The sequence below is a fragment of the Flavobacterium sp. Leaf359 genome, assembly GCF_001423985.1.
Lineage (GTDB): Bacteria > Bacteroidota > Bacteroidia > Flavobacteriales > Flavobacteriaceae > Flavobacterium > Flavobacterium lindanitolerans.
The window spans coordinates 265,654-278,728 of record NZ_LMPW01000012.1; the positions used below are offsets into that span (position 1 = coordinate 265,654).

A 13,075-nucleotide genomic window follows, 5' to 3' on the forward strand; every position below is an offset into this window, starting at 1 on the left:
TTCGCTTTCTGATTGATGATTGATTGATGTTTCGTTTTCTTCTGAAATTTCAGTTTTGTTTTCCTCTTTTTTCTCTGTCTTAAGAAAGTTGATGGTCAGCGGATATTTGTATAATTCTCCGTTCGCGGCTTTGATAGATGCATAAATTATTAAGAAGAATTCGGCAACTTTTAATGTAAAGAAGAGAACTGCTGCGGTTATGCCTATAATCACAATTCCGGTAATATGCTCCAGATGAAAATTATCGATTATAAAGTCATCGTTGTAGACAATGGCGTTGATAGGTATGTTTTTGAAAATAGTAACAATGAAAATCGGAATAGCAATCAGGGATAATAGTAAAGAATACAATAGAAGACTAAGTTGAAAGTTGATGGTTTGTCTTCCATGATGGTCAATATAGTCCGAATCTTTTTTACTGGCTCCCCAAATAATTATAGGAAAAATATAATTCCCAAAAGGAATAAAATATTGTGTCAATGTACTTAAGTGTACAAAGGCGCTGGTCGTTTTTTGATTTGATGATGTTTCCATGATGTAAAAGTATATAATAATATCCTATGCAAATATATGGCTAAAAAACAGTATCTTGTTTTACATAGTACCTATATTTAACAAAAAATTAACAAATACAAAACCTTTAAAAATAATTTAAGTACCTGATATTTAGTATGTAATGCGTTTTTTGTCTTTTGTCTGCCGTCTATTTATCTATCATCTTTTTTATCTTTTTCCCGCAAATCAATTAATATTTAGTATATTTCAAAAAAATAAAGTGATGGAATTTACAGCCGGAAAACTCAATAAATTTCTTTTTTTTAAACTGCCTTCTGCTTTTTTGTGCGGTGTAAGAGTACAGAAAATCGATTTGGAGCGTTGTGTCGTTACCGTGAAACATCGATGGATTAATCAGAATCCTTTTAATTCGATGTATTTTGCTGTTCAAGCCATGGCAGCTGAATTATCTACCGGAGCTTTGGTGATGTACCATATAAAGAGAAGTAACAGGAAAATATCCATGCTGGTTGCCAACAACAAAGGGAATTTTACAAAAAAAGCAACGGGAAGAATTGTTTTTACCTGCCAGGATGGACATCTGATTGAAGATGCCGTAAAGCGTACAATACAAACCGGCGAAGGGCAAACCTTCTGGATGAAATCTATTGGTATTAATGAAAAAGGGGAGCAGGTTTCCGAAATGGATTTTGAATGGAGTATAAGAGTGAAGTAATTCCCTGACAGTACTTTGCCGTTAAACCTACCTTAATTAACATTTTATTACGCTGATGCACTCGTAAATTTGACATACAGAAAATTTATACGCTATGAAAATTTTGATTACAGGAGCAACGGGTCTGATAGGAACAGAGTTAGTTTCCCTGTTATTGCAAAACGGAATCACAATCCATTATCTGACCACTTCTAAAAAAGAAATAAAAAACGAGCCTAATTATCAGGGCTTTTATTGGAATCCGCAACAAGGTGTTATTGATGAAAAGGCAATTGTAGGGGTAGATACCATTGTACATTTGGCCGGAGCGTCTATTTCTATGCGCTGGACTTCAAAAAATAAACAGGAAATTATTGAGAGCCGTACTTTAACCACGAACTTGCTTTACAGGATATTGAAATCGCATCCGCATCAGGTAAGGCATTTTGTTTCGGCATCAGCCATCGGAATTTATCCGGACAGCCTTACTGCTTTTTATACAGAAGACAATAAATCGGTTGACAATTCATTCCTTGGGCAGGTAGTAGTGAAATGGGAGGAAGCTGTCGATAACTTTAAAAGATTAAATATTAAGGTTTGTAAAATAAGAACCGGCCTTGTGCTTTCCGAAAAAGGGGGTATGCTGAAAGAATTGCTCAAGCCAATAAAAGTTGGAATGGGTTCTGCTTACGGATCAGGAAAGCAATGGCAGTCCTGGATACATATTCATGATTTGGTGCATTTGTATCATTTTGCTATCCAGCACGAATGGGAAGGTGTCTACAATGCTACTGCTCCAAATCCGGTCGATAATCATGAGTTGGTCAAAAAAACGGCTGCTATTCTTGAAAAGCCTTTTTTTATGCCTAATGTCCCGGAATTTCTTCTCAAACTGCTTTTGGGCGAAATGTATATATTGCTGGTTTCAAGCCAGAATGTTAGTTCGCAAAAAGCTCAGGACAACGGTTTTGTATTTAAATACAGGACTTTAGATAAGGCTCTGGAAAATCTTTTGGGCTGATAAAATAAATCAGCAATCACTCTTTAATAAACTTTGCGGCGCTGCGGCTTTGCGTGAAATAGTTACTCGCAAAGGCGCAGAGCCACAAAAAGATATAACTTATCAGGATATAGAGTTTCTTAAAAATAAAAAGAGCTCCATTTGTTGAAATGGAGCTCTTTTTGGGGTGAATTAACAATTATTTCTTAGCAGTAATGCTAACCTTAAGTTCGATGTCGTCATTGATAAATTTGTCTCCCAGATTGTCAAATACAGATTTTGACCCGTAGTTCACATTCCAAAGCGTTCTGTTGATAGTAAAAGGGTCGCTGACAAGTGTCACCGTATTTCCGTCAACAGTTACAGTAGCAGGAAACTTTACGTTTTTTGTAATACCTTTCATGGTCAGGTTGCCTTCTACAGCTGTTTTTCCGTTTTCAGTCACGGCTTTTGTAATTTCAAAAGTAGACTGAGGATATTTTTTTACGTTGAAGAAATGGTCAAAGTCTTCTTCTTTACCGCCAGTTCCTTTTAAGTGGCCTTCCAAATCTTCTTTTCCGTCACCGGCTTTCAGGTCGGTTACGGTGATCGTATTCATATCTATAGTAAATTTACCGCTATCCAATACATTGTCTTTTATAGAAACCGTTCCGTCACTAAGATTAATTGTTCCGGTATGTTTTCCTGTCGGTTTAGAACCGGTCCAGTCAATTTTTGAACTCCCTTTGTCTACTGTGTAGGATACAGCTTCACCAGATGCTTCTTTTACAGCACCCGCTTCAGTGGTTTCGGCTTCAGCTGCTTTGTCATTTTTGCAGGAAACTGTCAGGGTTAATGCAGATAAAATTAATAGAGATGCGATACGATTCTTCATAAGATTTAATTTTTTAGCTTAGCAAACATATCAAATTCAGGCCAAAAATATCTTAAAATTATATTAAAATCAAAATGTTTTGAGGGTTTTGGGTTCTAATATAGGAGAAAAAAAGCGTGACAATTTGACATTTTAAAACAATTGGCAGTACTTTTGCAATCCCTTGAAAAGCAGAAAATGAAAATTAAGAATATATTTAAAAGTAAAAATACTATGAATGCTGAAAATCAAGACAAAGAGCAGGAAATCGATGACGCAACTTTAGAAGCTAACGCAAATGGAGAGCAGTTAATTGTTGAAGAACTAAGCGTTGAAGAGCAACTGACCCAAGATTTGGCAGCCGAAAAAGACAAGTTTATCCGTCTTTTTGCAGAATTCGAAAATTATAAAAGAAGAACTGCAAAAGAACGAATTGATTTATTCAAAACGGCCAATCAGGAAGTTCTTCTGGCATTATTGCCTGTTTTGGATGATTTTGACAGGGCTCAGGTTGAAATTTCGAAATCCGGTGACGAAAACCTTTTAAAAGGTGTTGAATTGATTCACGAGAAACTAAGAACAACTTTGGCATCAAAGGGTCTTGAAGGAGTTGAAGTAAAAGCAGGTGATTCATTTGACCCTGATTTTGCAGAGGCAATTACACAAATCCCTGCACCTTCGGCCGATTTGAAAGGCAAGATTGTTGATGTTGTAGAGAAAGGATATAAATTGGGCGACAAAATTATCCGTTTCCCTAAAGTGGTAATCGGACAGTAATGACTCGTCATGCTGTAGAAAACCCTACAGCATTTCAATGCTAAAAATGAAAAAATGAAACAAGATTTTTACGAAATATTAGGAATTTCAAAATCTGCAGATGCTGCTGCAATCAAAAAGGCATACCGAAAGAAAGCAATAGAATTCCACCCTGATAAGAATCCGGGAAATAAGGAAGCAGAAGAAAATTTTAAGAAAGCGGCAGAAGCTTATGAAGTTTTGAGCGACCCTCAAAAGAAGGCAAAATACGACCAGTACGGACACCAGGCATTTGACGGAGCCGGAGGTTTTGGTGGCGGAGGTATGAATATGGATGATATTTTCAGCCAGTTCGGAGATATTTTCGGCAGCGCTTTTGGAGCCGGTTTTGGTGGTTTCGGAGGTGGAAACTCGGGTCCGCGAAGAGTGAAAGGAAGCAATTTGAGAATCAAGGTCAAACTGACTTTAGAGGAAATTGCCAATGGTGTTGAGAAAAAGGTAAAGGTCAAAAGAAAAGTACAGGCTAAAGATGCCCATTATAAAACCTGCCCTACCTGTAACGGTCAAGGTCAGGTAATGAGAGTTACCAATACAATTTTAGGAAGAATGCAGTCGGCAACAACCTGTCATACTTGCGGTGGTTCGGGTCAGGTGCTTGAAAGCAAACCTAAAGATGCGGATGCTCAGGGAATGATTATGGTTGATGAAACCGTTTCTATCAAAATTCCGGCCGGTGTAGTAGACGGAATGCAGTTAAAAGTTTCCAATAAAGGAAATGATGCGCCGGGAAGCAACAGTATACCGGGCGATTTGATTGTTGCAATTGAAGAAGTCGAACACGAATTTTTAAAACGTGAAGGCGAAAACCTGCATCTGGATCTGTATATAAGTTTCCCGGAAGCTGTTTTGGGAGTCACAAGAGATATCGAAGCAGTAAACGGAAAAGTAAGAATCAAATTGGAAGAAGGTATACAGTCAGGTAAGATTCTTCGCCTGAAAGGCAAAGGAATTCCAAGCATCAACGGTTATGGAAATGGTGATTTACTGGTGCATGTAAACGTTTGGACACCAAAAAACCTGAATAAAGAACAAAAACAATTTTTCGAAAAATCAATTACAGAAGAAAATTTTATCCCAAAACCGGAGAAGAGTGAAAAATCTTTTTTTGAAAAAGTTAAGGATATGTTTTCATAATAATTCAAAAATTTTTATATTTGGAAATTACTAGGCAACTAGTAATTTTCTTTTTCATAGCAATTTTTCCCATCCTTGTGCAAATAGGGGTGGGTTTTTTTTTGAAATTCGCATAAATTTTGCCTTCAAATTCCTTATTTTTACAGACTCATGGACCTTTAGGCCCGATTGAAGAAATAAATCCAAAAAAACATAATGAGTAACATACTTGAAGTTAAAAATGTAGTCAAGCAATATGGCGATTATACTGCCTTAAACAATGTTTCGCTACAGGTTCCTAAAGGGAGCATATACGGACTTCTTGGTCCTAATGGCGCTGGAAAAACCTCGCTAATCCGAATTATCAATCAAATAACAATGCCGGATAGCGGCACTGTTTTTTTGAATGGGGAACAATTAAAGCCGGAACACGTTCAGCATATTGGATACATGCCGGAGGAAAGAGGTTTGTACAAAACCATGAAGGTTGGCGAACAGGCACTTTATCTTGCCCAGTTGAAAGGACTTTCAAAAGCGGAAGCCAAAAAGCAGCTGGATTATTGGTTTGACCGACTTGAAATTCAGGGTTGGTGGAATAAAAAAATCCAGGAACTCTCAAAAGGAATGGCTCAAAAAATTCAATTTGTAGTAACCGTTCTGCACAAACCCAAACTTTTGATTTTTGATGAACCTTTTAGTGGTTTCGATCCTGTGAATGCCAATCTGATAAAGGATGAAATTCTGGAACTGAAAAAACAGGGTTCTACAATTATCTTTTCTACTCACAGAATGGAAAGCGTGGAAGAGCTTTGTGATGATATTGCCTTGATTCACCGATCCAATAAACTGATTGAGGGAAAACTGCATGACGTCAAGAAAGAATACAGAACCAATAGTTTCCAGGTAGGGATTATGACTTCAAATGTAGAAGGATTGATGTATCAGCTCACTCAGAAATTTACTGTTGGGCAGACCAGCTTCAAGACGCTCAACGACGATTTAAAACTGGAAGTACAGATTGGAGATTCTTCACCTAATGAATTGCTGAATATCCTGACGCAGATGGGTCAGGTGACACATTTCGTGGAAAAAATACCAAGCGTTAACGATATTTTTATCCAAACAGTAAGCGATAAATAGTTGCGGTTTAAAGCATTATATCATGCCAAAAATCACTAAATCATATAATCGGAAATCTAAAATCTAAAATGAGCGTATTATCACTAATCATAAAAAGAGAATTTGTTGCAAAGGTTCGTAACAAATCATTTATCGTCATGACTTTCCTGAGTCCGTTGCTCATGGTTGGTCTTGTGGCATTTGTAGCCTATCTGAGTACGATGAAGTCAGATGTCAAGGAAATTGCAATCCATGATGAATCCAATCTTTTTGTCAAGGAATTCAAGAATTCAGACGAATACCATTATCTTGACCGTTCCAATGTCGATTTAAAAGTGTTGAAAGACAGTATTATGGCCGAAAAATATGAGGCTGTTTTGTATATTCCGAAAGTGGATGACAATAAAGAACTGTCCAAAAAAATACAGTATATTTCTAATGACAGTCCAAGTCTTTCCTATATAGACGATTTGGAAAGCATCATTGCCCAAAAACTCACAAAATCTAATTTTGAAAAGGCCAATCTGGATACGTTGGCCATTCGTAATGCCGAAGCACAGGTGGACATTAGCCTTGCAAAAGCATCGGGTGAGGAAACAGTAAAAGGACTCAACGAAATCAAAATTTTTATAGGAGCCGCTTTTGGTTACCTTATTATGATGTTCATCATTATTTACGGAAATATGGTCATGAGAAGCGTTATCGAAGAAAAAACCAACCGCATTATTGAAATTATTATTTCATCTGTAAAGCCGTTCCAGCTAATGTTGGGTAAAATTATTGGAACTTCTTTGGCGGGTGTACTGCAATTTGTAATCTGGGCATTGCTTGGAGGAATATTGCTGTTTGTGGCTTCGGTATTTTTAGGGATCAATATAGGGACTTCTCCATCTATGTCTCCTGAAATGATGGCGACGGCTAATGAGGGGATTTCTGGCAACATGCAGCTTTATGTCAATGAATTTAGAAATCTACCAATAGTAACATTGCTGGTTTCCTTTATCGTTTATTTTATTGGAGGTTACTTTTTATACAGCTCCATTTATGCAGCAATTGGTGCGGCGGTTGACAATGAAACTGATTCGCAACAATTCCTTTTGCCAATCATCCTTCCATTAATGCTTGGTGTTTATGTAGGTTTCTTTAGCGTACTGAACGACCCTCATGGAACCGTAGCCACCGTATTCTCATTCATTCCGCTTACCTCGCCAATTGTCATGCTGATGCGAATTCCTTTTGGCGTGCCGTGGTGGCAAATAGTGGTTTCTCTGGTATTGCTGTTCGGAACGTTCTTTTTGGTGGTGTGGTTTGCTTCAAAGATTTACAGAATTGGTATTCTGATGTATGGCAAAAAACCTACCTGGAAAGAACTTTACAAATGGCTTAAATATTAAACGCAAAGTAAAAGAGTAAGATATGCCCAAAATATTGATTATAGAAGACGAAGCAGCAATCAGGAGAGTACTCGTGAAGATTCTTTCTGAAGAAAATGATTCGTATGTTGTTGAGGAAGCCGAAGACGGCCAGCAAGGACTTGAAAAAATCAAGAATGATGATTATGACCTGGTGCTTTGTGATATCAAAATGCCTAAAATGGACGGTGTCGAAGTTCTCGAAGCCGTAAAGAAAATCAAGCCTGAAATTCCAATGGTGATGATTTCCGGACATGGCGATTTGGAAACGGCCATCAATACGATGCGTCTCGGGGCTTTTGATTATATTTCAAAACCACCGGATTTGAACAGGCTTTTGAATACCGTTCGCAATGCGCTTGACAAAAAGAAGCTTGTTGTTGAAAACAAAATATTGAAGAAAAAAGTAAGCAAGAATTATGAGATGATTGGCGACAGCGAAGCCATCAACCATATCAAGCAGATTATTGAAAAAGTAGCCCAGACCGATGCAAGGGTTCTGATTACTGGGCCAAACGGAACCGGAAAAGAGCTGGTAGCACACCAGCTTCATGAAAGAAGCGAACGTTCTGCAGCACCTTTAATTGAAGTAAACTGCGCTGCGATTCCTTCGGAATTAATTGAAAGCGAATTGTTCGGGCATGTTAAAGGAGCCTTTACTTCTGCCGTAAAAGACAGGGCAGGGAAATTTGAAGCAGCAGATAAAGGAACCATCTTTCTTGATGAAATAGGAGATATGAGCCTTTCTGCCCAGGCCAAAGTATTGCGTGCCTTACAGGAAAATATGATTACGAGAGTAGGTGCCGATAAAGATATTAAGGTAGATGTGAGAGTGGTTGCCGCTACCAATAAAGATTTGAAAAAAGAAATCGAGGAAGGCCGTTTCCGTGAAGATTTATACCACAGATTGGCCGTTATTCTGATTAAAGTACCCGCGTTAAATGACAGGCGCGATGACATACCTTTATTAATACACCATTTCACTGAAAAAATAGCAGCTGAACAGGGAAATGCACCTAAACAGTTTTCTGATGAAGCCATAGCACTTTTGAAAGAATATGATTGGACAGGAAACATCAGGGAATTAAGAAACGTTGTGGAACGCTTGATTATTCTTGGCGGAAACGAAATTTCCGAAACAGATGTAAAGCTTTTTGCCAGCAAATAACAGCTTCCCTGGGAAGGCATTCAGGACGTTATACAATATAAGATGAAATTAAAAAAAATAAACGAAAAGCTTCAAAGAGCTTTGGTTGAAAATGGACTTGTTGAGGCCAATGAAATGCAGCAGGAAACTTTTTCAACCATAAAAAGTGGTGCCGATTGCGTCATTATTGCGCCTGAAAAATCAGGAAAAACCACGACATTGGTCATCAATGTAATCCAACGACTTGAAAAAGCATTTGAGGAATCTCCCAGAGCCCTGATTGTTGTTGAAAGCAAAGAGAAAATGCTGGAAATGAAACAGCTTTTCGAAAAATTAGGAAATTATACAGACCTTAGGGTATATGGTGTTCATGACAAAGGCGATATTGATTTTGATAAAAACCAGATTTCTCTGGGAATCGATGTTTTGATTGGAACGCCAAACCGATTGAGTGATATGTTTTCATCAGCAGGATTTGATGTCAACCGCTTGAAAATGTTCATTATTGAAGATACTGATGATTTGCTGCGGTTGCGTTTTGATACCAAACTGGCAAGGATTTCAGAGTCAATGGGCAAAACACAAAGAATTTATTTTTCAGAAAATATCACAGAAAGAGTGGATAGCTTTGCAGACCGGACAATGGTCGAGCCTCTGTTTTTTGAGATGGATGATTGGGAAGAGGAAGAAGAAACAGAATAACACAACTAAAAAAAAAATTAGAAATGGGACTAATGAAAGTATTCTCAGGAGATGAGATTTTGGCAATAGCTTTAAAAACAAAATTGGAAGAAGCAGGTATTGAAACATTAATGCGAAATAACAACCAGTCTGCAATTGTTCTGGGAACAGGAGGCAGTATTGCTGTTGAGATTTTTATTGATGAATCAAAATATGGAAAAGCCGACCCGATAATTACGGATTTCAAAATGAACCTTTAATAATAGGATATGAGGACTTCTATAGAAACCGAAAGATTGCTCATGAGGGAGCTGCAGCCTTCAGACGATGTGGGTATGTTTGAACTGGATTCCAATCCGGCAGTTCATACCTATCTTGGAAAAAATCCGGTTACAGATATTGAGCAGGTTCGTGAGGCAATTGCAAATATCCGTCAGCAATATCTGGAAAACGGAATTGGGCGTTGGGCCGTAATTTTAAAAGAAACAGGTGAATTTATTGGCTGGTCCGGATTGAAATTGAATAAGAATGTCAACGGACATGATACCTATTATGATTTAGGCTACCGTTTTATAGAAAAGCATTGGGGCAAAGGCTACGCCTGTGAAACGGCAAAAGCTTTTGTTGATTTTGGCTTTAATGAAATGAAGCTGGAAAAAATCAATGCCTACGCTGATTTTGATAATTTCGCTTCCCGAAAAGTACTCGAAAAAGCAGGATTATACTTTGTAAATTTCTTTGATGAGGATGGCATTTCGCAAGCCTGGTATGAAATAAAGAACCCGAATAGCTAACTATTCGGGTTCTTCCATTTTTTCAATGAGGACTTGTTCAGTTTCCGTAACGGAAATTTTCGGAGCGCTGTCATCTTCTCCCAAAACATAGCCCCAGGGTTTCAGTCCGTCGACCCGGTCAAAAATGACCTTAAAAATAGCGATAATCGGGATGGATAAAAACATTCCTTTAATACCCCAGATTAATTCTCCCAAAACCAAACCGAGTAACGCAGTAAGTGTATTTATCTTTACTTTGGAACCTACAATCTTTGGCATGACATAATTGCTGTCAATCAAATGAATCAGAAAGACACTGAAAATAACCAGCAGTACAGACGTAGAATTCATCGTTGAAAATGTCAGCAGGACGGTAAGTATCAGCGAAGTCAGTATGCCAATATAGGGAATGACATTAAAAATTCCTGTAATCAGTCCTAATAAGAAAGCATATTTTATTCCGATAATTTCAAAAGCGGTACATGCCAATACAGAAACAATCAGCATTTGGAGAAAGAGTCCGACTATATATTTCTTGACAATATATTGTATGTTGAAAACAACATCATACACAACGGCAGAGTGCTTTTCCTTGAATAACGAAACCAAAAAAGTGAGTAATAACCGGCGGTGGAGTAATATAAAAAAGGTATATAAAAAAATAAATACCAAAAAAAGCATAACCGACGAAACAGACAATAAGGTCTGTCCCAATATAGAGGTTCCTTTGCTTAAAGCCTCTGTCGTGGCAGAATTGATATAGCTGATTTGTTCGTGATTGTCAATATTAAAAGTGTCTGAAATCCAATCCTGCAAAGTAGTAGATGTGGCCAAAAGCTGTTCTTTAAAGGCCGGAAGGTCATTGGTCAGGTCGCTCAATTGATTCAAAAGCAGATAGGCTATGGATGTGATGGCAAGTACCAAAGCAAGCAATACGGTAGCCGATGATAACGAACGGGGAAACTTCCAGCGTTTTTCTAAAAAGTTAGCAAAAGGGAGTAGTAATAAGGAAAATAAAAAAGCAAAAATAAGCGGTGCCAGTAGTGTCTCTCCAATAATAGCCAGATAGAACAGGCAGATGATGGAAACTAGGACATGGGCAAGCCGCGTATAAAAAGGTGTAGTTTTAGACATTAGTAAAATCTTTACTATAAATATAAGTCAATTAATTTTGAATTCTCTATCAGTATTACCAGTTTTTTCAGATTGCCTAATTCCTTAATTGCGTTATCTTTGCACCTTCAAAAATCCGGGAGGCGGATTTTACAATCAATTTCATAGCATATCAGATGATTACAGTAAACGATATTTCAGTACAGTTTGGAGGCACTACGCTTTTCAGCGATGTTACTTTTTCCATAAATGAAAATGACAAAATAGCCCTTATGGGTAAAAATGGAGCAGGAAAATCAACGCTTCTAAAAATAATAGCGGGTCAAAACAAACCGTCCGGAGGAAATATCTCTGCACCAAAAGATGCTGTGATTGCCTATCTTCCGCAACATTTACTCACTAAAGATGAAACAACGGTTATGGAGGAAGCTTCAAAAGCGTTTAGCGGAATCTTTAAGATGAAGGCTGAAATCGACGAACTGAACGAACAACTGACAATCCGTACCGATTACGAGTCTGACGATTATATGAAACTCATTGAAAGGGTTTCTGATTTGAGCGAGAAATATTATGCCATTGAAGAAATCAATTATGAAGCGGAAGTAGAGAAAATCCTGATGGGATTAGGCTTCGTAAGAGAAGATTTCACACGCCTGACTTCTGAATTTTCAGGAGGTTGGAGAATGCGTATCGAACTGGCTAAAATTTTATTGCAAAAACCGGATTTGATATTGCTGGATGAGCCTACGAACCACATGGATATCGAATCTATCCAATGGTTGGAAGATTTTCTTATCAATTCTGCAAAAGCGGTAGTGGTCATTTCGCACGACAGGGCTTTTGTCGATAACATCACCAACCGTACGATTGAAGTAACAATGGGAAGGATTTATGACTATAAAGCCAAGTATTCCCAATATCTGGAATTGAGAAAAGACAGAAGAGCGCATCAATTAAAAGCCTATGAAGAGCAACAGAAGATGATTGCAGAAAATATGGAATTCATTGAGCGTTTTAAAGGAACCTATTCCAAAACATTACAGGTACAGTCGCGTGTGAAAATGCTTGAAAAATTAGTGCCTGTTGAAGTTGATGAGGTTGATAATTCTGCTTTGCGATTGAAATTCCCTCCATCCGTACGTTCCGGACAATATCCTGTAGTCGTTAAGGATTTGTCGAAATCATATGGCGACCATGTGGTGTTTAAAGATGCCAATATCGTAATCGAAAGAGGAGAGAAGGTAGCCTTTGTGGGAAAAAACGGGGAAGGAAAATCAACCATGATTAAGGCAATCATGAAGGAAATTGGCATAGACAGCGGTGCGGTTGAAATAGGGCACAATGCACAAATTGGCTATTTCGCCCAAAACCAGGCTTCTTTATTAGACGAAAACGCTACTATTTTTGAAACTATTGACAGCATAGCCGTTGGTGAAATCCGTACACAGATTAAAAATATTCTGGGCGCTTTTATGTTTAGCGGTGATGATACGACTAAAAAAGTAAAAGTGCTTTCGGGAGGTGAAAAAACACGTCTGGCGATGATTAAACTATTGCTGGAACCGGTAAACCTTTTGATTCTGGATGAGCCATCCAACCACCTTGATATGAAAACAAAAGATATTATCAAGGATGCGCTTCGCGATTTTGACGGAACCTTGATTCTGGTATCCCACGACCGTGATTTTCTTGACGGACTGGCCACAAAAGTATTTGAATTTGGAAACAAAAGAGTGAAGGAACATTTTGAGGATATTACCGGATTCCTGGCTCATAAAAAGATGGAAAGCCTTAGAGAAATTGAGAAATAATAAAAAAACCGATAGCAGGGCTATCGG

The 13,075-nt window shown here is 37.9% G+C and carries 14 protein-coding genes; 11 read left to right on the plus strand and 3 right to left on the minus strand.

The window, feature by feature from the left end; all coding sequences use genetic code 11:
• A partial coding sequence (locus ASG38_RS09445; protein ID WP_082482196.1) for a DUF4870 domain-containing protein occupies window positions 1-534 on the minus strand: 534 nt, incomplete at its 3' end.
• Window positions 535-778: 244 nt separating this feature from the next.
• On the opposite strand from ASG38_RS09445, the gene ASG38_RS09450 reads away from it, so the two are divergent.
• Entirely contained in the window at window positions 779-1,231 is a 453-nt protein-coding gene (locus ASG38_RS09450; RefSeq protein WP_056069703.1) for a DUF4442 domain-containing protein, read from the plus strand.
• A gap of 94 nt (window positions 1,232-1,325) precedes the next feature.
• Window positions 1,326-2,231 carry a TIGR01777 family oxidoreductase gene (locus ASG38_RS09455; RefSeq protein ID WP_056069706.1) on the plus strand — a complete coding sequence of 302 codons (906 nt, stop codon included), beginning with the start codon at window positions 1,326-1,328 and terminating at the stop codon, window positions 2,229-2,231.
• A 178-nt stretch (window positions 2,232-2,409) separates the two neighbouring features.
• Here ASG38_RS09455 and ASG38_RS09460 read toward each other — a convergent pair whose 3' ends face one another.
• Window positions 2,410-3,084, minus strand: coding sequence for a YceI family protein (locus ASG38_RS09460; RefSeq protein WP_056069709.1), 675 nt, complete (start codon window positions 3,082-3,084; stop codon window positions 2,410-2,412).
• Window positions 3,085-3,261: 177 nt separating this feature from the next.
• On the opposite strand from ASG38_RS09460, the gene ASG38_RS09465 reads away from it, so the two are divergent.
• From ASG38_RS09465 to ASG38_RS09500, 8 genes are all read left to right on the plus strand, one after another.
• Window positions 3,262-3,840, plus strand: coding sequence for a nucleotide exchange factor GrpE (locus ASG38_RS09465; RefSeq protein ID WP_056069712.1), 579 nt, complete (start codon window positions 3,262-3,264; stop codon window positions 3,838-3,840).
• Between the two features lie 54 nt (window positions 3,841-3,894).
• Window positions 3,895-5,013, plus strand: coding sequence for a molecular chaperone DnaJ (dnaJ, locus tag ASG38_RS09470; RefSeq protein ID WP_056069715.1), 1,119 nt, complete (start codon window positions 3,895-3,897; stop codon window positions 5,011-5,013).
• A 195-nt stretch (window positions 5,014-5,208) separates the two neighbouring features.
• On the plus strand, window positions 5,209-6,132 hold the full coding sequence (locus ASG38_RS09475) for an ABC transporter ATP-binding protein (protein ID WP_056069717.1): 924 nt from the start codon (window positions 5,209-5,211) through the stop codon (window positions 6,130-6,132).
• A gap of 68 nt (window positions 6,133-6,200) precedes the next feature.
• Window positions 6,201-7,505: an ABC transporter permease gene (locus ASG38_RS09480; protein ID WP_056069720.1), complete on the plus strand. Its 1,305-nt coding sequence runs from the start codon at window positions 6,201-6,203 to the stop codon at window positions 7,503-7,505.
• Between the two features lie 22 nt (window positions 7,506-7,527).
• Window positions 7,528-8,691, plus strand: a complete 1,164-nt coding sequence (locus tag ASG38_RS09485) for a sigma-54 dependent transcriptional regulator (RefSeq protein WP_056069722.1) — start codon at window positions 7,528-7,530, stop codon at window positions 8,689-8,691.
• A gap of 42 nt (window positions 8,692-8,733) precedes the next feature.
• Window positions 8,734-9,372 carry a DEAD/DEAH box helicase gene (locus tag ASG38_RS09490; protein WP_056069726.1) on the plus strand — a complete coding sequence of 213 codons (639 nt, stop codon included), beginning with the start codon at window positions 8,734-8,736 and terminating at the stop codon, window positions 9,370-9,372.
• Between the two features lie 23 nt (window positions 9,373-9,395).
• Window positions 9,396-9,611, plus strand: coding sequence for a DUF2007 domain-containing protein (locus ASG38_RS09495; protein ID WP_056071373.1), 216 nt, complete (start codon window positions 9,396-9,398; stop codon window positions 9,609-9,611).
• Between the two features lie 9 nt (window positions 9,612-9,620).
• Window positions 9,621-10,145 (plus strand): GNAT family N-acetyltransferase, encoded by a 525-nt coding sequence (locus ASG38_RS09500; RefSeq protein ID WP_056069729.1) that lies wholly within the window; start codon window positions 9,621-9,623, stop codon window positions 10,143-10,145.
• Here ASG38_RS09500 and ASG38_RS09505 read toward each other — a convergent pair whose 3' ends face one another.
• Entirely contained in the window at window positions 10,146-11,258 is a 1,113-nt protein-coding gene (locus ASG38_RS09505) for an AI-2E family transporter (RefSeq protein ID WP_056069733.1), read from the minus strand.
• A gap of 155 nt (window positions 11,259-11,413) precedes the next feature.
• On the opposite strand from ASG38_RS09505, the gene ASG38_RS09510 reads away from it, so the two are divergent.
• Entirely contained in the window at window positions 11,414-13,048 is a 1,635-nt protein-coding gene (locus tag ASG38_RS09510) for an ABC-F family ATP-binding cassette domain-containing protein (protein WP_056069736.1), read from the plus strand.
• The last annotated feature ends 27 nt before the right edge of the window (window positions 13,049-13,075 follow it).